The sequence below is a fragment of the Mycolicibacterium sediminis genome, from assembly GCF_010731735.1.
Taxonomy (GTDB): Bacteria; Actinomycetota; Actinomycetes; order Mycobacteriales; family Mycobacteriaceae; genus Mycobacterium; species Mycobacterium sediminis.
The window spans coordinates 2,147,973-2,170,465 of record NZ_AP022588.1 but is presented as its reverse complement, the minus strand read 5'-3'; the positions used below and the strand labels follow the sequence as shown (position 1 = coordinate 2,170,465).

Annotated in this window: 27 protein-coding genes; 18 read left to right on the top strand and 9 right to left on the bottom strand. The window is 70.0% G+C overall.

Translation table 11 applies throughout. The annotated features are described in order from the left end of the window. Positions 1 to 75: 75 nt before the first annotated feature. The 4 genes from G6N64_RS10470 to G6N64_RS10455 form a co-directional block, all read right to left on the bottom strand. Positions 76 to 1,641, bottom strand: coding sequence for a long-chain-fatty-acid--CoA ligase (locus tag G6N64_RS10470; protein WP_163796829.1), 1,566 nt, complete (start codon positions 1,639 to 1,641; stop codon positions 76 to 78). Between the two features lie 44 nt (positions 1,642 to 1,685). After that, positions 1,686 to 2,984 (bottom strand): YhgE/Pip domain-containing protein, encoded by a 1,299-nt coding sequence (locus G6N64_RS10465; protein ID WP_174266784.1) that lies wholly within the window; start codon positions 2,982 to 2,984, stop codon positions 1,686 to 1,688. Further along, complete coding sequence (locus tag G6N64_RS10460) at positions 2,981 to 4,594, bottom strand: amidohydrolase (RefSeq protein ID WP_163796828.1); 1,614 nt, start codon at positions 4,592 to 4,594, stop codon at positions 2,981 to 2,983. The genes G6N64_RS10465 and G6N64_RS10460 overlap by 4 nt, the downstream gene beginning before the upstream one ends. A 166-nt stretch (positions 4,595 to 4,760) precedes the next feature. After that, positions 4,761 to 5,003 (bottom strand): DUF3253 domain-containing protein, encoded by a 243-nt coding sequence (locus tag G6N64_RS10455; RefSeq protein WP_163796827.1) that lies wholly within the window; start codon positions 5,001 to 5,003, stop codon positions 4,761 to 4,763. Positions 5,004 to 5,069: 66 nt separating this feature from the next. On the opposite strand from G6N64_RS10455, the gene fadD8 reads away from it, so the two are divergent. Continuing rightward, positions 5,070 to 6,680: a fatty-acid--CoA ligase FadD8 gene (gene fadD8, locus G6N64_RS10450; protein WP_163796826.1), complete on the top strand. Its 1,611-nt coding sequence runs from the start codon at positions 5,070 to 5,072 to the stop codon at positions 6,678 to 6,680. A gap of 163 nt (positions 6,681 to 6,843) precedes the next feature. Here fadD8 and G6N64_RS10445 read toward each other — a convergent pair whose 3' ends face one another. Next, positions 6,844 to 7,509 (bottom strand): FadR/GntR family transcriptional regulator, encoded by a 666-nt coding sequence (locus tag G6N64_RS10445; protein ID WP_163796825.1) that lies wholly within the window; start codon positions 7,507 to 7,509, stop codon positions 6,844 to 6,846. Between the two features lie 48 nt (positions 7,510 to 7,557). On the opposite strand from G6N64_RS10445, the gene G6N64_RS10440 reads away from it, so the two are divergent. Genes G6N64_RS10440 through G6N64_RS10430 form a run of 3 tightly spaced genes read left to right on the top strand, consistent with a single transcriptional unit; the run spans position 7,558 to position 9,976 of the window. Next, positions 7,558 to 8,781 carry a CynX/NimT family MFS transporter gene (locus G6N64_RS10440; RefSeq protein WP_163796824.1) on the top strand — a complete coding sequence of 408 codons (1,224 nt, stop codon included), beginning with the start codon at positions 7,558 to 7,560 and terminating at the stop codon, positions 8,779 to 8,781. A gap of 40 nt (positions 8,782 to 8,821) precedes the next feature. Then, positions 8,822 to 9,523 (top strand): HAD family hydrolase, encoded by a 702-nt coding sequence (locus G6N64_RS10435; protein ID WP_163796823.1) that lies wholly within the window; start codon positions 8,822 to 8,824, stop codon positions 9,521 to 9,523. Positions 9,524 to 9,532: 9 nt separating this feature from the next. Continuing rightward, on the top strand, positions 9,533 to 9,976 hold the full coding sequence (locus G6N64_RS10430) for a nitroreductase/quinone reductase family protein (protein WP_163796822.1): 444 nt from the start codon (positions 9,533 to 9,535) through the stop codon (positions 9,974 to 9,976). Here the strand turns inward: G6N64_RS10430 and G6N64_RS10425 are convergent. Next, complete coding sequence (locus tag G6N64_RS10425; RefSeq protein WP_163796821.1) at positions 9,973 to 10,251, bottom strand: hypothetical protein; 279 nt, start codon at positions 10,249 to 10,251, stop codon at positions 9,973 to 9,975. The two genes, G6N64_RS10430 and G6N64_RS10425, sit on opposite strands and share 4 nt — an antisense overlap. A gap of 106 nt (positions 10,252 to 10,357) precedes the next feature. Here G6N64_RS10425 and G6N64_RS10420 point away from each other — a divergent pair, with 106 nt between their 5' ends. From G6N64_RS10420 to G6N64_RS10385, 8 genes are all read left to right on the top strand, one after another. Further along, entirely contained in the window at positions 10,358 to 11,284 is a 927-nt protein-coding gene (locus tag G6N64_RS10420) for a 1,4-dihydroxy-2-naphthoyl-CoA synthase (RefSeq protein WP_163796820.1), read from the top strand. A gap of 39 nt (positions 11,285 to 11,323) precedes the next feature. Continuing rightward, a complete protein-coding gene (locus G6N64_RS10415) occupies positions 11,324 to 11,821 on the top strand; it encodes a hypothetical protein (RefSeq protein WP_163796819.1) in 498 nt (165 codons plus the stop codon). A 26-nt stretch (positions 11,822 to 11,847) separates the two neighbouring features. Further along, positions 11,848 to 12,420: a GNAT family N-acetyltransferase gene (locus G6N64_RS10410; RefSeq protein WP_246231085.1), complete on the top strand. Its 573-nt coding sequence runs from the start codon at positions 11,848 to 11,850 to the stop codon at positions 12,418 to 12,420. Between the two features lie 11 nt (positions 12,421 to 12,431). Next, on the top strand, positions 12,432 to 13,307 hold the full coding sequence (locus G6N64_RS10405; RefSeq protein ID WP_163796817.1) for an SDR family oxidoreductase: 876 nt from the start codon (positions 12,432 to 12,434) through the stop codon (positions 13,305 to 13,307). Positions 13,308 to 13,339: 32 nt separating this feature from the next. Further along, positions 13,340 to 14,284: an efflux ABC transporter ATPase subunit, DrrA-related gene (locus G6N64_RS10400; protein ID WP_163796816.1), complete on the top strand. Its 945-nt coding sequence runs from the start codon at positions 13,340 to 13,342 to the stop codon at positions 14,282 to 14,284. Then, a complete protein-coding gene (locus tag G6N64_RS10395; protein ID WP_163796815.1) occupies positions 14,281 to 15,024 on the top strand; it encodes an ABC transporter permease in 744 nt (247 codons plus the stop codon). The genes G6N64_RS10400 and G6N64_RS10395 overlap by 4 nt, the downstream gene beginning before the upstream one ends. After that, entirely contained in the window at positions 15,021 to 15,788 is a 768-nt protein-coding gene (locus G6N64_RS10390) for an ABC transporter permease (RefSeq protein ID WP_163796814.1), read from the top strand. Before G6N64_RS10395 ends, G6N64_RS10390 begins: the two co-directional genes overlap by 4 nt. Positions 15,789 to 15,921: 133 nt before the next feature. Continuing rightward, positions 15,922 to 16,311: a VOC family protein gene (locus G6N64_RS10385; protein ID WP_163796813.1), complete on the top strand. Its 390-nt coding sequence runs from the start codon at positions 15,922 to 15,924 to the stop codon at positions 16,309 to 16,311. A 42-nt stretch (positions 16,312 to 16,353) separates the two neighbouring features. Here the strand turns inward: G6N64_RS10385 and G6N64_RS10380 are convergent, their stop codons facing one another. The 3 genes from G6N64_RS10380 to G6N64_RS10370 are packed head-to-tail and all read right to left on the bottom strand — an operon-like array spanning position 16,354 to position 18,234. Next, positions 16,354 to 16,659, bottom strand: coding sequence for a DUF3349 domain-containing protein (locus G6N64_RS10380; protein ID WP_163796812.1), 306 nt, complete (start codon positions 16,657 to 16,659; stop codon positions 16,354 to 16,356). A gap of 10 nt (positions 16,660 to 16,669) precedes the next feature. Then, on the bottom strand, positions 16,670 to 16,954 hold the full coding sequence (locus G6N64_RS10375) for a hypothetical protein (RefSeq protein WP_163796811.1): 285 nt from the start codon (positions 16,952 to 16,954) through the stop codon (positions 16,670 to 16,672). A 29-nt stretch (positions 16,955 to 16,983) separates the two neighbouring features. Next, positions 16,984 to 18,234 (bottom strand): inorganic phosphate transporter, encoded by a 1,251-nt coding sequence (locus G6N64_RS10370; RefSeq protein WP_163796810.1) that lies wholly within the window; start codon positions 18,232 to 18,234, stop codon positions 16,984 to 16,986. A gap of 243 nt (positions 18,235 to 18,477) precedes the next feature. Between G6N64_RS10370 and G6N64_RS10365 the strand changes: the two genes are divergently transcribed. The 6 genes from G6N64_RS10365 to G6N64_RS10340 all read left to right on the top strand — a co-directional run bounded on the left by G6N64_RS10365 (position 18,478) and on the right by G6N64_RS10340 (position 22,469). Then, entirely contained in the window at positions 18,478 to 18,786 is a 309-nt protein-coding gene (locus tag G6N64_RS10365; RefSeq protein WP_163796809.1) for a DUF3349 domain-containing protein, read from the top strand. Beyond that, positions 18,783 to 19,931, top strand: coding sequence for an o-succinylbenzoate--CoA ligase (gene menE, locus G6N64_RS10360; protein ID WP_409370751.1), 1,149 nt, complete (start codon positions 18,783 to 18,785; stop codon positions 19,929 to 19,931). The genes G6N64_RS10365 and menE overlap by 4 nt, the downstream gene beginning before the upstream one ends. Before the next feature lie 7 nt (positions 19,932 to 19,938). Next, positions 19,939 to 20,562, top strand: coding sequence for an MSMEG_1061 family FMN-dependent PPOX-type flavoprotein (locus G6N64_RS10355; protein ID WP_163796808.1), 624 nt, complete (start codon positions 19,939 to 19,941; stop codon positions 20,560 to 20,562). A 109-nt stretch (positions 20,563 to 20,671) separates the two neighbouring features. Continuing rightward, a complete protein-coding gene (locus tag G6N64_RS10350) occupies positions 20,672 to 20,812 on the top strand; it encodes a DUF6131 family protein (protein WP_163794990.1) in 141 nt (46 codons plus the stop codon). Positions 20,813 to 20,846: 34 nt separating this feature from the next. Continuing rightward, positions 20,847 to 21,998, top strand: a complete 1,152-nt coding sequence (locus G6N64_RS10345) for an AI-2E family transporter (RefSeq protein ID WP_163796807.1) — start codon at positions 20,847 to 20,849, stop codon at positions 21,996 to 21,998. A gap of 105 nt (positions 21,999 to 22,103) precedes the next feature. Then, entirely contained in the window at positions 22,104 to 22,469 is a 366-nt protein-coding gene (locus G6N64_RS10340) for an STAS domain-containing protein (RefSeq protein ID WP_163796806.1), read from the top strand. Positions 22,470 to 22,493: the final 24 nt, after the last annotated feature.

Here is a 22,493-nt window from a genome sequence, read left to right as displayed (position 1 = left end):
CACCCACCCGCCGAGATCTGCGTCTGCGTCGCGACTTTCGACCGTCGACGACGCTGCCGCAGATCTCGCGGCCAGCTAGACCGTCGCGCGGTCGCGACCCTCCCAGTGCGGCTTGCGCAGGTCCTTCTTGAGAATCTTGCCCGTGGGGTTGCGCGGGAGTTCGTCGACGATGTCGACGGTCTTCGGGCACTTGTACTTGGCCAACCGCTCGGCGGCGTACGCGATGAGGTCGGCCTCGGACGCGTCGCCATCCAGCGCGACGACGGCCTTCACGGCCTCGCCCCACTTCTCGTCGGGCACGCCGATCACGGCCACCTCGGCGACGGCGGGGTGCTCGGCCAACACGCGCTCGACCTCGATCGAGTACACGTTCTCGCCGCCGGTGATGATCATGTCCTTGAGACGGTCCTCGACGAAGATGTAGCCATCCCCGTCGACGCGGCCGATGTCGCCGGTGCGGAACCATCCGTCGTCGGTGATGGCCTCGGCCGTCGCGTCGGGCTTGTTGTGGTAGCCCTTCATCAATTGCTTGGTCCGGAACCACAATTCGCCCTGGCTACCCGGCTCGACGTCCTCCAGCGAGTCGGGGTCGACGACGCGGACCTCGGCGCCCGGGACCACGCGTCCCGCACTGCCCATGCGCTCCTCGTCGTCACTGCGATGGTCCTCCGGCGCGAGGAGGCTGATGACGCCACCGACCTCGGTCAGCCCGTAGGCCTGGATGAAGTCCGTCTCCGGCCATGCCTCGAGGGCCTTGCGCAGCAGCGGCAGCGGCATCGGCGACGCGCCGTAGCCGTAGGTCTTCAGCGCGCTGAACAGCTTCACCGCGTCCTCGCCGGACTCCAGCACCTTCGCCAGCACGGCGGGGACGAGGAACGTCCGGTTGGCGCCGGCCAGGATGCCGCCGGCCAGCTGGGCGCCGTCGACGTCGCGCGTCATGTAGCTCGCCACCCCGGTGTGCAGACCGAGCTGCATGTAGGACGAGCCGCCGACGTGGAAGAGCGGCATCGCGACGAGGTTCTTGTCGCCCTCGTCGAGTTCCCAACCCGCGAAGGCACTCTCGGTGTGGGCGATCAGGTTGGCCTGGGTGAGCGATACGCCCTTGGGCCGGCCGGTGGTGCCGGAGGAGTACATGATGATCGCGACGTCGTCGGGCTCCACGTCGTCCGACCGGTCGACGGGCGTCGCGGCCGACAGCATCGCCTCGTACTCGTCGCCGTCGGCGCCATCGGGGGTGACCTCGACGACGTGCTCGATCGCGCCGAGCTTCTCGCGGATCTTGTCGACGCCGGCCTTCAGCTCGGCGCCGACGATCAGCACCTTCGCGCCGGAATCGTTCAGGACGTAGTCCATCTCGTCGGCGGCGAGCCGGAAGTTGATGATGGCGGTCGCCGCGCCGATCGAGGCTGCCGCCAGCGTCGTCTCGACGCAGGCTGGGTGGTTCTTGTCGAGGAACGCGACCACGTCCCCGCGCCCGACGCCGCGCTGGGTCAGCGCGCCGGCCAGGTGCCGGATCCGGTCGTGCCACTGCGACCAGGTCCAGGTGCGGTCCTTGAACGTGATGGCCTCGTCGTCCGGCTTGGTCTGCGCCCAGTGGGCGACGCGCTCGTCGAGGAACTGGGGAATGGGGAGGTCGGGCATGCAGACAGGCTGCCACGAGCGGACACCGTCGGGTGCCGTTCTCCCTACTTGACCGCCACGTCGGCGTCGGGCTCCGCGTCATGGATCCGGCGAAGGCCGCGACGATCGTAGAGACGGGTGATCACGGCCCCGATCGACAAGCCGATGACCAGCCCGATCGCCGTCATCACCAGGGCGTGGCTCAGGCCTGCGTCGGCCCGGCCGTCGAAGTAGAGCAACGCCCGAGCTCCCAGGAAGACCTGATGCATCGGCTCGAACTTGGCCAGCCAGCCGAACAGCGTCGGCGCCGCCTCGAGTGGGATGGTCGCGCCGTTGGACGGCAGCCCCAGCATCACGAAGATGAACAGGTTCACCAGCAGCCCGGCCGACCCCAGCACCGCGACGAGGGACGTCGACGTGATGCCGACCGCCGCGATGGTGAACACTCCGTACAACCAAAGCGTCCACCCGTTGGGGATCGGCATGCCCAGCGCCGTGGCGATGCCGATGTACGCCGCCGAAGTGAGCAGCGCGACGACGACCATCAGCGCCCACTTCAGCAGCAGCGTGCGGAAGCGGGAGATGTTGATCTGTTCGGCGAACCGGTAGACCGGCCCCATCTCCGACGGCACGAAGCCGAGCATCGAGTCGACCAGTGAACTCACGATGATGCTGCCGGTGAAGCCGGCCAACAGGAGCAGCAGCGCGTAGTAGAACGCCGACAGCCCGTTGCCGGTGCCGTTCGGCAGCGGTTCGTAGTCGTCGACCTGCAGGTCGATGGGTGCCGACAGCGCCAGCGCCTCACCGCCGGACAGCGGCCCTCCCTTCGCCTGCGTGACCTGTGCCGAGAGTCGTTGTCCGATGGACGTATTGACCTCGTTGACGGCCTTGGCCAACGCGAGACCCGCAATGCTCGCACCCAGTTCGCCGGCCCGGGGATTGGTGGACACCGTGATCACCGGGCGGGTGGCACGGCCCGGGGCCGCCGCCGCGGGACCGAGTTCCTGCAGTGCCGAGGAGAAGTCGGCGGGGATGCGCACGACGCCGTAGACCTGCGCCCGGCCGAGTTGGTCGGACGCCTCGTCCTCGGTCAGGACCCGCACGTCGAACTGTGCGGGGTCGAGTCCCTTGGTCAGCGCGTCGACCACCTGCGTGCCCGTCGGCCCGGAATCGGCGTTCACCACCGCGACGGGGAAGTGCCGCAGGTTCGGCGTCGGGTTGAGGATGCCGGCGAGGTAGAGCGCGGCCAACGCCGAGAACACCACCAGCGGAACGAGAATGGGCACCAGCCAGAACCGCGGCGTGCGGATCGTGGCCAGTGGGTCGGGCACCCGGTGCCGCGGATGAGGGTGGTGCGTGGTCACGCCGAGTGCACCCGTCGACCAGCCAGGTACGTCGCCCGCACGTCGAGGTCCGCGATGGTCTCCGGCGGGACCTCGCGCGGATCCGCCGACAGCACGACCAGATCGGCGTACTTGCCGACCTCCAGCGAGCCGATGACGTCGTCGGAGAACAACTGCCACGCCGCATCCAGGGTCTGTGCGCGAATCGCCTGGTCGACGGTGATCCGCTGCTCCGGGCCGAGCACCCGACCGCTCGGCGCCGTGCGGGTCACCGCGACGGCGATGTTGCGCAGCGGCTCCTCCGGGGTCACCGGCGGGTCGTTGTGCAACGAGATCCGCATGCCGGTCGCGACCGCGGAACCGCAAGGCATCCAACGGTTTGCGTGCTCGGGTCCGAAGAGTCCGTCGACGAGCACGTCACCCCAGTAGTGGATCTGGTCGACGAAGATGCTGCACGTGACGCCCATGTCGTGGGCCCGTCGCAACTGCTCGTCGGTGATGGCGCCGACGTGTTCGAGCCGCAGCCGGTGGTCGTCGCGCGGATGCTCCCGAAGCGCCTGCTCGTAGACGTCGAGGATCGTGTCGACGCCGTTGTCGCCCTGCACGTGGCACGCCATCTGCCAGCCGAGGGGGAAGTACGCGGCCACGATCTCGGTCAGCTGCTCGCGCGTGTAGTTCGCGCAGCCGCACGAGCCGGGCGTCACGCCGATCGCGCGGGTGGCGTCGGTGTCGAGGTACGGGAAGCTGAGGTCGATGTTGCCGATCCACGGCGACCCGTCCACCCAGATCTTGATGCCCACCTGCCGGACGACGTCGTCGCCGTTGTCGAGCGTCTCCGTCGTCGTCATCGCGGCCGTCGACATCTCATAGGTGCGCAACCTGACCGTCAGGTCGCCGCGCAGCGCATCGAGCGCAGGCCGGAACATCGGATCGAAGGCCATCTCCGAACACGTCGTCAGCCCGGCGCGGTTGAGCCGGGCGGTCTCGGCGAGCAGCATCGCCGGGTAGCCCGCGACGTCCGTGACGCCGCCGATGAGGGAGAACACCGCCGCCGACTCGACCGCCGTGCCGTCGAGTTCGCCGTCGGCGTCGCGCCCGTACGACGCACCCTTCGGGTCGGGGGTGTCGCGGTCGAGGCCCAGCGACCGCGCGGCCGTGGAGTTGAAGTACGCCTTGTGCCCGGAGTTGTGAATGATGACCAGCGTCGTGTCGGGCGCCTGCGCGTCGAGCCACGCCAGCGTCGGCTCGGGCAGGCCCTCCTGCAGGAGCGGGTCCCAGCCGTTGAGGTAGGCGCCGTCGGATCCCCGCTTGGCTACCTCGCCGGCGATTGCGGCCAGCACCTCGTCGACGCCGCGCATGGTGACCGGCCGGATGTCGACGATCCGATCGGCCAGCACGATGGCCTCCATCAGCGGGTGGCCGTGCGCCTCGACGAAGCCAGGCAGGACGCACCCGTCGCCGAGTTCCACGACCTCGGTGTCGGGCCCGACGTGCGGCGCGACGTCGGACCGGCTGCCGACCGCGGCGATGCGTCCGCCGGTAACCGCCAGCGCTTCGGCCGTCGGCCTGCTGTCGTCGACGGTGAGCACGGTTCCGTAGACGACCAGGTCAGCGGGCGCGGGGTTCGGCATGACGGAGATTGTTCAAGAAATGTCGCGAGCCGTGTCGGTTTCGGGGTTTGCCGGTCGCGTGTCGCGGGTTCCGCCGAAGTGGAGAGTCACGTCGTTGCCGCGGCTCGATCACGACGTGACTCTCCGATTCGGCGCGGCGGGTGGCGTGGCGGGTGGCGTCCGGTGGCTAAGTCGCGCGGATGCGGATGGGCCCGCGCCACGGCCCGTCCGGGTCGAGGACGGTGCCCTTCTGCGAGATCTCGACGTCGCCGTTGCGGGCCAGGTCGCGGGCGATGTCGCGGGCGTCGTCCATGAGGTCGCGCCACCGTTCGCCGCCGACCGCCCGCGCGGCCTCGGACGGGCAGATCGTCTTGTCCGGACCACGCCGACGGGCCAGCTCGAGAATCGTCGTCCGCAGCTCGTCGCTCACCCGATCAGTGAAGCCCGCTTCGGCGGACCTTGAAACAATTTCTGTAACACGTTCTAATCTGATGCCATGACCGACTCGCTGCTGCGTCATCCCATCCACTCCGGCCACATCACCGTCCGCGCGCTCCAGTGGAACAAGGACAAGCCGGTGCTGTTCCTCGGCGACACCACGCTCACCGGCGGGCAGCTCGCCAACTGCATCAGCCAGTACGTTCAGGCGTTCGAGGCCCTCGGCGCGGGCGCCGGCACCACGACCGGGCTGTTGGCGCTCAACCGGCCGGAGGTGCTGATGATCGTCGGCGCCGGGCAGACGCAGGGATACCGCCGCGTGGCACTACACCCTCTAGGTTCTCTGGAGGATCACGCCTACGTGCTGACCGACGCCGGGGTCACGACGCTGATCGTCGACCCGAACCCGATGTTCGTCGAGCGGGCCGTCGGACTGCTCGACAAGGTGCCGTCGCTGAAGCAGGTGCTGACCATCGGGCCGGTGCCGGCCGAGCTGGCCGACGGAGACGTCCAAGCGGTGGACCTCACCGCCGAGGCCGCCAAGTACCCGCCTCGGCCGCTGGCCGCCGCCGAACTGGAACCCGACACCGTTACCGGGCTGGCCTTCACCGGCGGCACCACCGGCAAGCCCAAGGGCGTCATGATGACGGCGCAGGCCACCACCACGATGACGACGATCCAGCTCGCCGAGTGGGAGTGGCCCAGTTATCCGAAGTTCCTGATGTGCACCCCGCTGTCGCACGCGGGCGCCGCATTCTTCGTGCCCACGATCGTCAAGGGTGGCGAGATGGTGGTGCTGGCCAAGTTCGATCCCGCCGAGGTGCTGCGGACGATCGAGGAGCAGAAGATCACGGCGACGATGCTGGTGCCGTCGATGATCTACGCGCTGATGGATCACCCCGATTCGCACACCAGGGACCTCTCGTCGCTGCAGATCGTGTACTACGGCGCGTCAGCGATGAACCCGGTGCGGCTGCGGGAGGCGATCGACCGGTTCGGACCGATCTTCGCGCAGTACTACGGCCAGTCCGAGGCCCCGATGGTGATCACCTACCTCGCCAAGGCCGAACACGACGAGAAGCGGCTGACGTCGTGCGGGAAGCCGACGCTCTTCGCGCGCACGGCGCTGCTCGGCGAGGACGGCAAGCCGGTGCCTCAGGGCGAGGTCGGCGAGATCTGCGTGTCGGGTCCGCTGCTGGCGGGCGGGTACCTGAACAAGCCGGAGGCGACGGCCGAGACGTTCCGCGACGGCTGGATGCACACCGGCGATCTGGCCCGCGAGGACGAGGACGGCTTCTGGTTCATCGTCGACCGGACGAAGGACATGATCGTCACCGGCGGATTCAACGTGTTTCCCCGCGAGGTGGAGGACGTCATCGCCGAGCATGCCGCGGTGGCGCAGGTGTGCGTGATCGGCACGCCCGACGAGAAGTGGGGTGAGGCCGTCACCGCCGTCGTCGTGCTGCGCCCGGACGCCGCGACCGACGACGCGGCCGTGGCCAAGATGACCGAGGAGATCCAGGCCGCGGTCAAGGAGCGCAAGGGCTCGGTGCAGTCGCCGAAGCAGGTGGTGGTCGTCGACTCGGTGCCGGTCACCGCGCTGGGCAAGCCCGACAAGAAGGCCGTGCGCGCGCAGTTCTGGGAGGGCGCCGACCGCCGCGTGGGGTAGTGGTCCTCCTCGCGAGCAGTCGTGAACTCCCCTGTTCGGGACCAGTTCGGGGGAGGTCACGTCTGCTCGCCGGGAAACTACTTCCGGCGAGCGTGCGCAAACTCGGGTTGTCACCCGGCGTGTCGCCTGCAGACACGCACGCTCGCCGAGAGTGGTGACTGCCCTACGGGTCGAGGCCCGCGAGGATGCGGTCGAGGAGGTCGCCGGCGGTGCGCGCGGCGGCGTCGACGTCACCGGCCGCGATGTGGTCGAGCAGCACGCCGTGGTCGACGATCTCGACCGGCGTCTCGTGGGTGGCCGCGACGCTCGCGGTGATGGCCTCAATGAGCCCGCGGTAGAGCTCCGTCAGCGTCGCGTTGTGCGAGCTGCGGACGACGGCGAGGTGGAAGTCGGTGTCGGCGCGGGCGAACTCGTCGGTGTCGCCGGTCGCCAGGCACTCGTCGCGGCGGGCGAGCAGCGCGCGCAATTCGGTGACGTCGGCGTCGGTGCGATGGGCGGCGGCCAGCCGTGCGCCCTCGACCTCGAGCCCCCGCCGCACCTGCAGCACGTCGCGCAGCTCGACGCCGCAGAGCCGGCGTAGCGCCCCCGACACCTCGCTGGTGGCGCGCACGTAGGTGCCGTCGCCCTGCCGGACCTCGAGGATGCCGGCGTGGGCCAGCGCGCGGACGGCCTCGCGGACGGTGTTGCGGCCGACGCCCAGCGACTCGACCAGGACGGTCTCGTTGGGGATGCGCTGGCCGACCGGCCACTCGCCACCCGCCACCGACGCGCGGAGCTGCTCGATGACCTGCTCGACGAGGCCGGAGCGGCGGGCAGTGCTCAACGGCACAGGAGACGTCCTTTCAACCAATCATGGGATGTATGGCAATGTAGCAGCGTGCCGGGTGACAAGCAGGAGTTAGACGCGTTCGCGCCCGACGTGCGTACGGACGGGGTTCCCGCCGTCGCGGGCGGCGCGCTGCTCGGCCTCGCCGTCGTCCTCACCGCGCTGAACCTGCGTCCCGCGGTGACGAGCGTGGCCCCCCTGCTCGGCGAGATGCGCACCGACCTCGGCGTCTCGGCGACCTGGGCCGGCCTGCTCACCACCCTGCCCGCACTGTGCTTCGCGGCCGCGGGCCTGACCGCGCCGTGGCTGTCGTCGCGAATCGGTCTCGGCCGCACCATCTCCAGCGCGCTGGTGGCGCTCACCGTCGGGCTCGCGCTGCGCGTGCTCGACGGCCCGCACGTCGTACTCGGCGCGACGTTCATCGCGTGTGCGGGCATCGCCCTGGTCAACGTCCTGATCCCGGTCGTCATCAAGGGGTCGTTCCCCGCCCGGGTCGGCCTGATGACCGGCATCTACACCGCCGCGCTGCAGGGCGGCGGCGCGCTCGGGTCGGCCGTGACACCGGGCCTGGAGGAACCGCTCGGCGGCTGGCGGGTCGCGCTGGCCGCGTGGGCCGTCGTCGCGTTCGTCGCGCTGCTGGCGTGGATGCCCGCGTCACGTCGGCACGGCGACACCTGGGCGGCCAGCACCGCACGGACCGGGCCCCGACGCTCGCTGCTGCGCAACCCGCTGGCCTGGACGGTCACGCTGTTCTTCGGCTGCCAGGCGTTCATGGCCTACATCGTCATGGGTTGGCTGCCGCAGATCTTCATCGACAACGGCATCGACAAGACGACCGCAGGTCTCCTCGTCGGGCTGACGTCGCTGATCGGCGTGCCGGTCGCGTTGATCATCTCGCCGCTGGCCGCGCGCAAGCCGAGCCAGAGCGGCTGGGTCGTGGCGCTCGGCGTGCTCGGGTTCACCGGCGCCGTCGGGCTGATGGTCGCGCCGGCCGCGCAGCCCGTCCTGTGGAGCGTACTGATCGGCGTCGGGATGAGCGCCTTCTCGATGGCGCTGGCCATCATCGCGCTGCGCGCCCGCAACGCCGAGGACACAGCACAATTGTCGGGCATGGCGCAGGGACTCGGTTACCTCATCGCCGGCACCGGCCCGTTCCTGTTCGGCCTGCTGCACGACGTGACGCACGGCTGGACCGTGCCGTGGGTGATGTTCCTCGCGGTGTACGTGGTGCAGATCGTCGCCGGCGCCTTCGCCGGCCGCGCGCGCTACGTGTAGCCGATCACCAGGGCACGACCGCGCTGGGCAGAATGGTCACGTGCCCGCCGACGACGCCAAGCCCACCCGCGCAGTCCTGTTCGACTTCTCCGGGACCCTGTTCCGTCTCGAGGAGGACGACAGTTGGTTCGACGACATCCTGGTCGACGAGAAGGCGGTCGACGAGCACGTGCGCGCCGAGTTGATGCACCGGCTCACCGTGCCGACGGGCCGCCCCGTCGAGATGAGTGACGACCAGTTCCACAGCTGGGTGAACCGGGACCTGCAGACGCACCTGCACCGTGAGGCCTACCTGCACGTGATGCGCGAGTCCGGCCTGACCGACGACCACGCCCGGCAGCTCTACGCCCGCACCGTCGACCCGTCGTACTGGGTGCCCTACCCCGACACCGCCGACGTCCTCCGCCGCCTACGCGACCGGGGCATCGCGGTCGCCGTCGTCTCCAACATCGCGTGGGACATTCGGCCGACGTTCCGCGCTCTGGGCGTCGAGGACCTCGTCACCGAGTTCGTGCTGTCGTTCGAAGTCGGTGCGGTGAAACCGAATCCGGAGATCTTCGAGGCGGTGCTGTCCCGGCTGGGCGTGGCCGCCGCCGATGCGCTGATGGTCGGGGACAGCGAGGAGGCCGACGGCGGTGCACTCGCCGTGGGATGCGGGTTCGCCCTCGTCGACCCGCTGCCCGTCGGTGACCGCCCGGACGGCCTGATCCGTGCGCTGACGGCCGCGGGCGTCGAGGTCTAGCCTCGGGACATGCCCGACCCGACGCCGCCCCGGTGGCTGAAGCCGATGAACAAGGTCTTCATGGGCCTGATGAAGCTGGGGCTGTTCGGCGGTGACGGCCCCGTCGTGCTGACCGTGCCCGGGCGTACGTCGGGCAAGCCGCGGTCGACGCCCATCACGCCGATGGTCGTCGACGGCGTGCGCTACGTGGTCTCGGGCTTTCCGGGCGCGGACTGGGAGCGCAACGCCCGCGCGGCGGACACGGCGACGCTGACGACCGGCAAGCGCTCGGAGACGGTGCGCATGGTGGAACTGTCCGCCGACGACGCCCGCCCACTGCTGCGTCAGTTCCCGACGCTGGTCTCCACCGGGGTGAGCTTCATGAAGCGCTCCGGGCTCGTGACAGACGGAACGCCCGGCGAGTTCGAAGCTCTCGCCGGGCGTTGCGCGGTGTTTCGGTTCGATCCCGCCTAGAGGTGCGGCGCGTTCTTGATCGGGGTGTCCTGCGTGCCCGCGGTCTGGCAGTAGGTCTGCACCGCGAGGCGCGTTCCGGTGACCTCGAGCGACGCGGGGTCGGCGCCCTTCTCGTCCTTGAGCATCTTGTTGATCGCTTCGTTCTGCGTCTTCTCGTCGGCCCCGACGAAGTCCTTGCACGGGGTGTCACCACCCTGCACGGACGGGGCGGAGCATCCGACGAGCATCAGTCCGGCGAACACGCCCGAGACCAACACACCTGCTGACCGCTTCATCGTGGTCCTCCTGATCCATGGCGCGATGGGCCGCGCCGCTGCGGGCGATCTGTACCCGTGGGTACGGAATGCGAAACCCGGCGGTCCCCGTTCTACAGTCGTTCCCGTGAGCAGTCAGACGAGCACGGACAACCCGTTCGACCCGACCGCGTGGCAACCCGTCAAGGGCTTCGAGCTGACCGACGTCACCTACCACCGCCACGTGCTCGACGGCGTCGCGCAGCCGACCGTCCGCATCGCGTTCGACCGGCCCGAGGTACGCAACGCATTCCGCCCGCACACCGTCGACGAGCTGTATCGCGTGCTCGACCACGCCCGGATGTCGTCGGACATCGGCGTGGTCCTGCTCACCGGGAACGGCCCGTCGGCCAAGGACGGCGGCTGGGCGTTCTGCTCCGGCGGCGACCAGCGGATCCGCGGCCGCACCGGCTACCAGTACGCCTCCGGCGACACGGCGGACAGCATCGACCCCGCGCAGGCGGGCCGGCTGCACATCCTCGAGGTGCAGCGGCTCATCCGGTTCATGCCCAAGCCCGTCATCTGCCTGGTGAACGGCTGGGCCGCCGGCGGCGGACACTCGCTGCACGTCGTCTGCGACCTGACGCTGGCCTCGCGCGAGCACGCCCGCTTCAAGCAGACCGACGCCGACGTCGGCAGCTTCGACGGCGGCTACGGCAGCGCCTACCTCGCCCGCCAGACCGGGCAGAAGTTCGCCCGCGAGATCTTCTTCCTGGGCCGCACCTACGACGCCGAGCAGATGCACGCGATGGGCGCCGTCAACGAGGTGGTCGGCCACGCCGAACTGGAAACCGTTGCGCTGCAATGGGCTCGGGAGATCAACGGCAAGTCGCCGCAGGCGACCCGCATGCTGAAGTTCGCGTTCAACCTGCTCGACGACGGCTTGGTCGGCCAGCAGGTGTTCGCCGGCGAGGCGACGCGGCTGGCCTACATGACCGACGAGGCCGTCGAGGGCCGCGACGCGTTCCTCGAGAAGCGCGACCCGGACTGGTCGAAGTTCCCGCGGTACTTCTAGCGATCTGTGCACGTTCAGCCGCGGTGAGCGCGGTCGCGGGTGCACGAATCGCGCCACGAGACGAGAGGGGGGCGGGTCATCGAAGCCAGGGTCACCGGATGGGTCCTCGCGGCGCTCGGCGTCGCGGTCATCGTCGTGGCTGCGGTACAGCCGTGGTTCGTCGCGCACGGCGTCGACGGGTACGCCGAGATGGCGGGCTGGGGCGCGTGGCGCAGGACCGGCGACGTGGACGCCAGCCTCCGGCCACTGCCGCTGGGCGTCCTCGTCTGCTTGACGGCGGGGGCGATGATCGCCGGGGCGCTGCGCGGGGCGTTCGGCGTGGCGGTGATCGGCGCGATGGCCACCTTCGCCGTCGCCGTGCTGCCCTACATGCTGATGCCCGCGGTCGACCGCAACGCTCCGGGCACGGCGGCGGTGGGCGTCGACGTCGGGTCCGGACCCGTCCTCCTGCTCGGGCTCGGGCTGGCGGTGACCATCGTGTCGTGGATTGGCTACGCGCGCTGCGTGTTACGCCCTGCACCTCGCGCCGGGGCATGACCCGGCACACCTGGCACACTCGAGCGGTGCCCGGACGGACGCTGGTGACCCAGCGCATCGAGGCGGCCGACGTCGTGCTGCGCAAGGCCCGCGACGGCGACCGCGACGCGATCGTCGCGCACGAGACCGACGTCCGCGTGCGGGCACACCTCGGTGGAGCGCAGGAGCGCGCGACCGTCGAGCAGGACCTCGACGACGTCGGCGTGGCCGCGGCGACCGGTTCGCCCGGCGCGTTCGTGATCGCCGCCCGCAGCGACGACGCGTTCCTCGGCACGATGTCGCTGACGCGGCGCGGGGCCCACCGGCCCGGCCACATCAGCGAGTCCGGCGAGGAACTCGAGCTGTCGTACACCCTGATCCCGGCGCTGTGGGGCCGCGGGCTCGCGTTCCAGGCGGCGACCGCGGTGCTGCGCGCCGCGGCCCGGGAGCTGCTCGACGAGCCGGTCATCGTCGTGACGCAGTCCGCGAACGTCCGGTCCATGAACCTCGCGCGGAGGCTGGGCTTCACGCCCGTGCTGACGTTCGACGAGTTCGGCGTCGAGCAGACGCTGTGGGTGGTCGATCTGCGCGAGTTCGGTGCCGACGTCGCGGGGACCTAGGCTCGGACCCCGTGAGTAGGAACCCCTTGCGTCGCCTCGCCGACGGAATGCTGCTGGCCAGCATGCGCCCACCGCTGACCGCCCAGCTGCGCACGCCGCGGCGCGACGTCGACCCGGCGGGCAAGCGGATCCTGGTGACCGGCGCGTCCTCGGGCATCGGCGATGCAGGCGCGCGCAAGCTGGCGGCGGCGGGCGCCCGGGTGATCGTCGTCGCGCGTCGCGGGGACCTGCTGGACGCGCTGGTCGCGGACATCGCGCGGGACGGCGGCGATGCGACCGCGCTGGAGTGCGACCTGTCCGACCTCGACGCGGTCGACGCCCTCGTGGACACCGTCGTCGAGCGGTTCGGTGGCGTCGACGTGCTGATCAACAACGCGGGCCGGTCGATCCGCAGGCCGCTGGCCGAGTCGCTGGACCGCTGGCACGACGTCGAGCGCACGATGACGCTGAACTACTACTCCCCGCTGCGGCTGATCCGCGGCCTCGGCCCCGGCATGCGCGAGCGCCGCGACGGCCACGTGATCAACGTGTCGACGTGGGGCGTGCTCAGCGAGTCGTCGCCGCTGTTCGCCGTCTACAACGCGTCGAAGGCCGCGCTGACCGCCGTGAGCCGCGTCATCGAGACGGAGTGGGCCGCCGACGGCGTTCACTCCACGACGCTGTTCTACCCGCTGGTGAAGACGCCGATGATCGCGCCGACACGGGCCTACGACGGGCTGCCGGGCCTGTCCGCCGACGAGGCGGCCGACTGGATGGTGACGGCCGTGCGGTCGCGGCCGCTGCGGATCGCGCCGCGGATGGCGGTGGCCGCCGACATCGTCAACGCGTTCACGCCGAGTGCGGTCGACGCCGTGATGAAGCGTCAGCGGGTCCAGCCCGCCGGGTAGTTAGTTAGGTTAGGCATGCCATACTCGGGTGCGTGTCCGATCTCGCGATCCAGCTCGACGACGTCACCAAGCGCTTCGGCGACCACCAGGCGCTGAGCGGCATCACCTTCTCCGCGCCGGTCGGGTCCGTCCTGGGCGTGCTCGGCCCCAACGGCGCAGGCAAGACCACCACGATCAACATCCTGTCCACGCTCCTGCGCCCGACCAGCGGCACCGCGACCATCGCCGGCTTCAACGTCGTGCGGCAGGCCAAGCAGGTGCGCGAGTCGATCGGGTTGACGGGCCAGTACGCCGCCGTCGACGAACTGCTGACCGGACGCGAGAACCTGGTCCTGTTCGCGCGGTTGCGCGGCATGGACAAGGCCGCCGCCCGCGAGCGCGCCGACGAGATGCTCGCGACGTTCAGCCTCACCGACGCCGGCGACAAGCGCGTCGGCACGTACTCCGGCGGCATGCGGCGGCGCGTCGACATCGCCTGCGGTCTCGTCGTCCCGCCCAAGGTGGTGTTCCTCGACGAGCCCACGACCGGCCTGGACCCGCGCAGCCGCCGCGAGGTGTGGGACCTGATCGGCGGCCTCAAGCACCAGGGCATCACCACGCTGCTCACGACGCAGTACCTCGAGGAGGCCGACGCGCTGTCGGACGCGATCGTCGTCATCGACCGCGGCACGGTCATCGCCGACGGCACGCCGGACGACCTCAAGCGCACGATCGGCGGCAGCTACTGCGAGATCACGCCCGTCAGCGTCGCGGACCTGAGCCGAATCGCCGACGCGCTGGGCGGTTTCGGTGGCGTCGAGGTCGACCGCGAGGCCGGCACCGTGTCCGTCCCCGCGCCCGACGGCTTCGCCACGATGTCCGAGGTCTTCGGCCGCGTGTCGGAACTCGGGGTCGACCTGCACGACATCTCGCTGCGCAAGCCGTCCCTCGACGAGGTGTTCTTCACCCTCACCGGGGCGCCGGCGGTCACGTCGTGAGCGCTCTGCGCGCACTCACCGAGCGATCGGTGCGCGGCACCGTCCGCGACGGCGACCTGATCTTCGCCATCGGCGGACCGATCGCGTTCTTCCTGTGCTTCAACCTCACCCTGCGCCACGTCATCGACACCGGCGACGTCAGCTACCCGCAGTACATCCTGCCCGTCATCGTCGTGCAGGCGATGATCTTCACCGCGATGACGACGGCGGACCGGGCGGCGCGAGACCAGTTGAGCGGCATGGGCATTCGACTTCGCTCGATGCCCATGACGTCGCTGGTGCCGGTGACCGCCCGCATGCTCTCGGCGCTGATCCGCGCGACGGCGTCACTGGCGGCGTCGGTCGCCGTCGGCTACGCGTTCGGCTTCCGCTTCGAGGGCAACGCCGCGCACGTAATCGGATTCTGCGCGATCGCGCTGCTGCTGTCGCTGGCCCTGTCGCTGGGCGCCGACGCGCTCGGATCGGTCGCCACCAACGCCGAGGCCGCCGGCCAGACGCTGCTGATCCCGCAGCTGCTCCTGGTCATGCTGTCGACGGGAATCGCACCGGCGGAGGCGTTTCCGGGCTGGCTGGGGTGGTTTGTCACCCGCCAACCGGTGAGCCAGATCGCCGGGACGCTACGCGAACTCGCCCAGGGTGCGGTGCCCGCGGTCGACCTGCTGACCAGCCTCGCCTGGTGCATCGGGCTGCTGGTCGCGTTCGGCGGCATCACGCTGCGGATGCAACGGAGGTCGGCATGACGTTCACCTCGCAGACCCGACTGCAGGCCGGCCGACTGCTGCGGCGCTGGACCCGCGAACCCGTCGTGCTGATCCAGGCGCTCATCTTCCCGACGTTCCTGCTGGTGGTCTACAAGCTGGTGATCGGCGAGTCGGTACGGGGCCTCACGGGCACCGACAGTCTCTACGGCCTGGTGCCGATGTGCGCGATCGTCGGCGCGATGTTCGGCGCGATCGGTGCGGGCGCCGCCCTCCCCGACGAACGCGAGTCCGGGCTGCTGAGCCGGCTGTGGGCGCTGCCGGTGCACCGCGCGAGCGCGCTGTCGGGCCGCCTCCTCGCCGAGGCGGGCCGGGCACTCGTCGGCGCCGTCGCCATCGCCGCGGTGGGCGTCGCGATGGGCCTGCGGTTCACCCAGGGACCGGTCGCCGCAATCGGTTTCCTCCTCGTGCCGGTGCTGATGGTGATCGGCTTCGCGACGGTCATCATCGCGGTGGGCGTGCGGGCGAACGGCAAGAACATCATCACCGGGATCTCGACGGTGTGCTTCCTGCTGCTGTTCTTCAACTCCGGCATGGTGCCCATCGACGTGTTCCCCGGCTGGCTGCAGCCGGTGGTCCGCGCTCAGCCGATGTCACCCGCGATCGAGGCGATGCGAGGGCTGGCCGACGGCGGGCCGATCCTGTGGCCGGTGCTGCAGTCGGTCGCGTGGGTCGCGGGGCTGCTCGCGGTGTTCGGTCCGATCGCCGTGCGCGGCTATCGCGTCGCCGCCGAGTCCGGTACCTAGCACCCGCCGCGTCACCCGCGCGCCCGCGTGACCAACCCCGCCGAAACGGCATTCCCTGTCGCCACGCGGCCGCCTCCGCGACAGGGAATGCCGTTTCGGCGCAAGTGGCGGCGGGTGTGTTAGACAGACGGGCATGGAGATTCTCGCCAGTCGGGTGCTGTTCCGGCCGGCGGACTACCGCCGCTCGGTCGAGTTCTATCGCGACGAGGTGGGTCTGGCGATCGCTCGGGAGTACGGCGCGGGCACGGTGTTCTACGCCGGGCAGTCGCTGATCGAGCTGGCGGGCCACGGCGCACCCACCGAGGGAACGCCGCCGTTCCCTGGCGCGCTGTGGCTGCAGGTCCGCGACGTCTACGCGACACAGACCGAACTCGAGGGCCGCGGCGTGCCGATCGCGCGCGAGGCCCGCCAGGAGCCGTGGGGTCTGCACGAACTGCACGTCACCGACCCCGACGGCGTCACCCTGATCTTCGTGCAGATCCCGGAGATGCATCCGCTGCGCAGGGACACCAGGAACGACTGACGGCCCCCGACCGAAGCCGAGGGCCGTTCAGCACGTAGGTGTCTAGCGGGCGGACGCCGCCAGCGGCCACCCGACGGACGCCAGTCGCGACGCGACCTGGTGCACCTCTTCGGGATTCGGCTCCTTGGCGATCACGGCCTCGACGGCGGTGCGGATCTCACCCTCGGTGACGGTGTCGGAGTTCACCGACTTGAGGACGGTCTGGGCGGCCTTGATGACGTCCTCCTCGCTGAGCGACCGCTTGAGCAGCGCCAGCAGCGGGAAGTAGTCCTTCGGCGGGACGCCCTGCGGGTACCCGGCGCGCAGCCACTGCACGACGTTGTCGAACGAGCCGGTGCTCTCGGTCATGGCGGTCAGCTCACTTTCCGGGGAGGAAGGGGACGGGGTTGAACCCGAAGTGGTGTTGGATCGTGCCCTTGGTGATGTAGAGGATCGCGATGACGATGACGGCCGCCACGAACGTGAACAGGGCCAGGCCGGCGGCCTTCAGCGCGGGGTTGGGGGCGACGGCCGTGCCGTCGTTCCCAGCCCCACCCGCGCCCTTGGAGTAGGCGACCAGCCCGACCGCGAACACGGCGGGGAGGCCGGCACCCAGGACGAGTCCGACGGCGAGCACCTTGAGGATGGATTCGAGGTAGGTCACGATAGTTCCTTGCTCCTATTAGCCGTGGGTCAGACCGAGGCCGTGGGCTTGCTCGGGTCGGCCGTGATGTCGCGGGCGTCGGCGGGGACGACGGAGTTCGTCGAGTCGTCCCAGTCGGCGTTGACGTTGTTGTGGTCGACCTTCTGCTGCTGTGCGCGCCAGTACATGTAGCCCGACAGCGCCACCAGGATGACGAAGATGAGGCCGTCGCCGGCGAGCGCGTTGCCCGTGGCGTTCTCGACGACCTGCGACAGCCAGAACGACAGCGCGCCGACGAGTCCGGCGGCGGGCAGCGTGATCAGCCACGCCGCGGCCATCCGGCCCGCGACGGCCCAGCGGACCTGCGCGCCGGGCTTGCCGACGCCGCTGCCGAGGATGGAGCCGGTGGCGACGTGGGTCGTCGACAGCGCCATGCCGGCGGCACTCGAGGACAGGATGATCGCGGCCGAGGAGGCCTCCGCGGCCAGGCCCTGCGGCGACTCGATCTCCACCAGACCCTTGCCGAGCGTGCGGATGACGCGCCAGCCGCCGATGTAGGTGCCCAGCCCGATGGCCAGCGCGCAGGACGCGATGACCCAGAACGGCAGGCCGTCCTCCTTGACGTTGCCGGTCAGGTGGCCGGTGGTGATCAGCGCGAGCGCGATGACGCCCATGGTCTTCTGCGCGTCGTTGGTGCCGTGGGCCAGCGCGACGAGCGAGGCAGTGGCGATCTGGCCCCAGCGGAAACCGTCCTCGCGACGCTTCTTCGCGACGTTGCGGGTGAGGCGGTAGACGATCCAGGTGCCGCACGCCGCGACGAGGCCGGCGATGAACGGTGCGGCCAGGGCGGGCACGACGACCTTGCCGATGACGCCGCTCCAGTTGACGCCCGCCGTACCGAGTGCGGCGAGGCCTGCGCCGATGAGGCCGCCGAACAGGGCATGCGAGGAGCTGGACGGGATGCCGAACAGCCACGTCACCAGGTTCCAGAGGATGCCGCCGATCAGGCCGGCGAAGATGATCGTCAACCCCGTCGAGGCGTCGATCCCGGTGACCAGCGACCCGGTCTTGGAGTCCTGGATCTTCAGCACCGACGTGGTGACGGTGATGGCGACCTCGACCGACAGGAACGCGCCGACGAGGTTGAGCAGGCCGGCCAGGATCACCGCCGTCTTGGGCTTCAGGGCACCGGTGGCAATGGACGTCGCCATGGCATTGCCGGTGTCGTGGAACCCGTTGGTGAAGTCAAATGCCAACGCTGTGGCAATCAACAGCACCAGGATGATCAGCTCTCCGCTCATGAGGATGATTCTGAGGGATTCTCAGCGAAATCACCTAGCCGGTGTGACCATGTCGATGCGGCCTGAACAGGCAGTTTGCCGTCGACCGGGATGTGTTCATCGACTGTTCATGTTGGCTTCGTCGCCGCGACGCCCGGCGACGCCTCGGGTTGCCCATGGCTCGCACCGGGTAGGTGGTCGCCGATAGCATTCGACCGTCCGGCATCGAGGCCGCACCGCCGCGCACTGAGGGGAGGAACAGTCGTGAACGCTTTCCTGTCGAAGATCGTCGCGTGGCTGCACGCCGGCTACCCCGAGGGCGTGCCGGGCGCCGACCGCGTGCCGCTGCTGGCGCTGCTCAACCGGCAGCTGACCCAGGACGAGGTCACGGCCGTCTCGCAGGAGTTGATCAAGCGGCGCGAGTTCGACCACGTCGACATCGGCGTGCTGATCACCGGCGTCACCGACGAACTCCCCCGCGAGGAGGACGTCGAGCGCGTGCGGTCGCACCTCGCCGAGCGCGGTTGGCCACTGGACGATCCTCGCGACGAGAATCCGGAGCCCACGACATAGCCAGGTTGCGCGCGGTCGTCATCCCGCCCGTCCCGGCCGCCGCGGTCCTGGTGTCGGTGCTCGAAGGCGTCCTCGACGGCCGCGAGCCCGGCATCCTGCCGTTGCCCGCCGACGAGCGCGAGGCCGAGCTGTTGAGCACCTCCCTGCGGGTGGGTGAGGACGTCGACGACGACGTGGCCGTCGTGGTCTCCACGTCGGGGACGACGGGCACCCCGAAGGGCGCACTGCTCACCGTGCCCGCGCTGATCGCCAGTGCCGACGCCGCCAACGACCGGCTCGGCGGGCCGGGGACTTGGCTGCTGGCGCTGCCCGCGCACCACGTCGCGGGTCTGCAGGTGGTGGTGCGCAGCGTCATCTCCGGCACCGTGCCCGCGGTGGTCGACCCGAGCTTCACCAACGACGAGCTGTGCGCCGCGATCGAGACCATGGGGTCCGGGCCCCGCTATGCGTCGCTGGTGGCCGTGCAGCTCGACAAGGCCCTGGCCGATCCCGCGGCCACCGCCGCGCTGGCGTCGCTGGACCGCGTGCTGATCGGCGGCGGCCCGATGCCCGCGAACGTTGCCGAAAGAGCTACTGCGGCAGACATTCCCGTCGTCCGGACCTACGGCATGAGCGAGACTGCGGGCGGCTGCGTGTACGACGGGGTGCCGCTCGAGGGCGTCGACGTGCGACTCGACGGCGGCCGCATCCTGCTCGGTGGCGCCACCCTGGCCAAGGGATACCGGAATCCGGTCGACCCGGATCCGTTCTCGGAAGCGGGCTGGTTCCGCACCGACGACGTTGGCGGCGTTGACGATTCAGGTGTCCTGCGGGTGCTCGGACGGGTCGACGACGCGATCGGCACCGGCGGGTTGACGGTGATGCCCGCACTGGTCGAGACCGCGCTCGCCGATCACCCCGCCATCAGCGACTGCGCGGTGTTCGGCGTCACCGACGGCCGGCTCGGCCAGCGGGTGGCCGCGGCGGTGGTGCTGGCCGCGGGCGCGGCGGTCCCTACGGCCGAGGAGCTGCGCGCGCACGTCGCACGGACCCTCGACGCGACGGCCGGGCCGCGCGAGGTCCACGTCGTCGACGAGCTGCCGCGCCGCGGCATCGGCAAGGTCGACCGAAGGGAACTCGCCGCGCGGTTCGACGCCGGAGGATGATGTCGGCATGGATCACCACGCCACCCTCGTCACCAGCGTCGAGCAGCTCCGCGACATCGTGGGCCATCCGGCCGCCCCGGCCGCGAAGAAGGTGACGGGCAGTCTGTCGGCCGCACAGCAGGACTGGCTGTCGCACTCTCCGCTGGGCTTCGTCGCGACCACCGACGAGGCGGGGCGGGTCGACGTCTCCCCCAAGGGCGATCCGCCAGGGTTCGTCCGCATCCTCGACGACGTCACCATCGCGATCCCGGAGCGGCCCGGCAACAGACGTGTCGACGGCTTCCTGAACGTGCTGCAGCGCCCCCACGTGGGGACGGTGTTCGTCATCCCCGGTCGCGGGGACACGCTGCGCATCAACGGCACGGGCCGGGTGGTCTCCGACGCCGACTACTTCGACGCCATGGTGGTCGACGGCAAGCGGCCGATCCTGGCGCTCGAGATCGCGATCGAGGAGGTGTTCTTCCACTGCGCCAAGGCCTTCCTGCGCTCGGACGCATGGAAGCCCGAGACGTGGGATCCGACGGCCGTACCGTCGGTCGCGCAGCTGGCCAAGGCCATCAAGCCGGACGCCAGCGACGAGGAATTGCAGAGGTACTACGACGAGGACAACATGCGCCGGATCCTGTACTGATCACGACCCGGATTTGCTGTGAGGTTTGAATTTAACGGTTCGGGCAATACTCGCTCCGGAACAAGACGGTTCCCCTCGACAGATCGGAAGAACAATGATCGTCCTCGGTGTGATCTTGCTGCTCATCGGCTATTTCACCAGCTTGTCGATTCTGTACACGATCGGCGCCATCCTGGTCGTCGTCGGAGTGGTGCTGTGGATCCTCGGTGCGGTCGGACGCCCGGTCGGCGGCCGAAAAGTGTGGTTCTAGGTTCTAGATCCCTAGTCCCCGAGCCGACGCCGTCATGACCTCAGCCGCGGGGCGCAGCGTTCATACCGAACGCAGTGACCATCCGGTAACCCCGGTGGTCCGCGCCGCCGCGGCGTGGTCGTGGCGGCTTCTCGTCATTGCGGCGGCCGCCTACGTCGCCATCGAAATACTGGTCCGACTCGGCGTCGTCGTCGTCGCCATCGCCATCGCGCTCGTCTTCACCGCGCTCCTGCTGCCCGCCGTCGACTTCCTCGACCGCTACGGCGCCGTCCGCGGTGGCGCGGTGGCCTTCGTCCTCCTCCTCGGCATGGCCGTCCTCGCCGGCGTGATGGCCTTCGTCGTCAACCAATTCATCGCCGGCGCACCACAACTCGCCGACGAAGTCACTCGCAGCATCGAGAGCACCCGCGACTGGCTCATCAACGGACCCGCCAACCTGAGCGGCGACCAGCTCAACCGCGCCGGCGACACCGTCATCGAGTCGATCCGCGACCACCAGGCCCAGCTCACCACCGGTGCACTCTCCACCGCCGGCACGATCGCCGAAATCCTCACGGGCGCACTGCTGTGTCTGTTCACCGTCATCTTCTTCCTGCTCGGCGGCCGCAACATCTGGTCGTTCGTCACCCGCGTCGTCCCGGCCGCACAACGCGCACGCGTCCGCGAGGCGGGTGCAGCGGGATTCCACTCGCTCGCCGGATACGCGCGGGCCACCTCCCTCGTCGCGCTCGTCGACGCGGTGGCCATCGGCAGCGGCCTGGCGATCATGGGCATTCCCCTTGCGCTGCCCCTGGCATCGCTGATCTTCCTGGGCGCATTCGTCCCCGTCGTCGGCGCACTCGTCACCGGACTCCTCGCCGTCCTCGTCGCGCTGCTGGCCAAGGGCTTCGTCTTCGCCGCGATCACGCTCGGCCTCATCGTCGCCGTCATGCAGCTCGAGGCGCACGTGCTACAGCCGCTGGTGATGGGTCGGGCGGTGTCGCTGCACCCGCTGGCCGTGGTCCTGGGCATCACGGCGGGCAGCGTGCTCGCGGGCATCGTCGGCGCACTGCTCGCCGTGCCCGCCATCGCCTTCTTCAACAGCTTCGTCCGCGTGCTGGCCGCCGACGACCCCGACGCCCGCGGCGAAGCCCTCGAGAACGACGACGGCCCCCTCGTGGACGCCGACGCCGACACACCCGACTGACCGTCCTCCTGTGGCCGGTATCACGGCCGTCCGGCATGCGCTTCGACGCCGTGCCACCGACTACCAATACATGCACATCGACAGCGGTATCCGGCGGTGACGTCGATGACGGCCGTACACCCCTCCGTCGCGTCGAGCCTCAAGATTTCGATGCAGATCGCCGACGGCACCGTGATCCTGTCGATCGTGGGCACCGTCGACACCACCACCACGCCGATGCTGTCGGCGCACGTCGCCAACGCACTCCTGCCGCGCCCGCGGACCGTGCTTCTCGACATGCGGCGCGTGACGTCGTGCACGCCGGCCGGCTGCCAGGCTCTGGTCCGCGCCCACCACACCGCCCTGCCCATCCGGGTCGCGATCGTGGCCGACACGCGCCGATGCGGCCACCTCGCCGAGGAGTGCCCGGTGCCCCTCTACGCCAGCATCGACGAGGCACTCACCGCGCACCGCGCCCGCACCACCGGCTGAGTTTCGCACCGGTCACCCGGGGTA

Coding starts and splice junctions, on each gene's coding strand:
- G6N64_RS10470 (WP_163796829.1), bottom strand. CDS start 1,641: ATGCCCGACCTCCCCATTCCCCAGTTCCTCGACGAGCGCGTCGCCCAC.
- G6N64_RS10460 (WP_163796828.1), bottom strand. CDS start 4,594: ATGCCGAACCCCGCGCCCGCTGACCTGGTCGTCTACGGAACCGTGCTC.
- fadD8 (WP_163796826.1), top strand. CDS start 5,070: ATGACCGACTCGCTGCTGCGTCATCCCATCCACTCCGGCCACATCACC.
- G6N64_RS10430 (WP_163796822.1), top strand. CDS start 9,533: ATGCCCGACCCGACGCCGCCCCGGTGGCTGAAGCCGATGAACAAGGTC.
- G6N64_RS10425 (WP_163796821.1), bottom strand. CDS start 10,251: ATGAAGCGGTCAGCAGGTGTGTTGGTCTCGGGCGTGTTCGCCGGACTG.
- G6N64_RS10390 (WP_163796814.1), top strand. CDS start 15,021: ATGACGTTCACCTCGCAGACCCGACTGCAGGCCGGCCGACTGCTGCGG.
- G6N64_RS10385 (WP_163796813.1), top strand. CDS start 15,922: ATGGAGATTCTCGCCAGTCGGGTGCTGTTCCGGCCGGCGGACTACCGC.
- G6N64_RS10380 (WP_163796812.1), bottom strand. CDS start 16,659: ATGACCGAGAGCACCGGCTCGTTCGACAACGTCGTGCAGTGGCTGCGC.
- G6N64_RS10370 (WP_163796810.1), bottom strand. CDS start 18,234: ATGAGCGGAGAGCTGATCATCCTGGTGCTGTTGATTGCCACAGCGTTG.
- G6N64_RS10355 (WP_163796808.1), top strand. CDS start 19,939: ATGGATCACCACGCCACCCTCGTCACCAGCGTCGAGCAGCTCCGCGAC.
- G6N64_RS10345 (WP_163796807.1), top strand. CDS start 20,847: ATGACCTCAGCCGCGGGGCGCAGCGTTCATACCGAACGCAGTGACCAT.
- G6N64_RS10340 (WP_163796806.1), top strand. CDS start 22,104: ATGACGGCCGTACACCCCTCCGTCGCGTCGAGCCTCAAGATTTCGATG.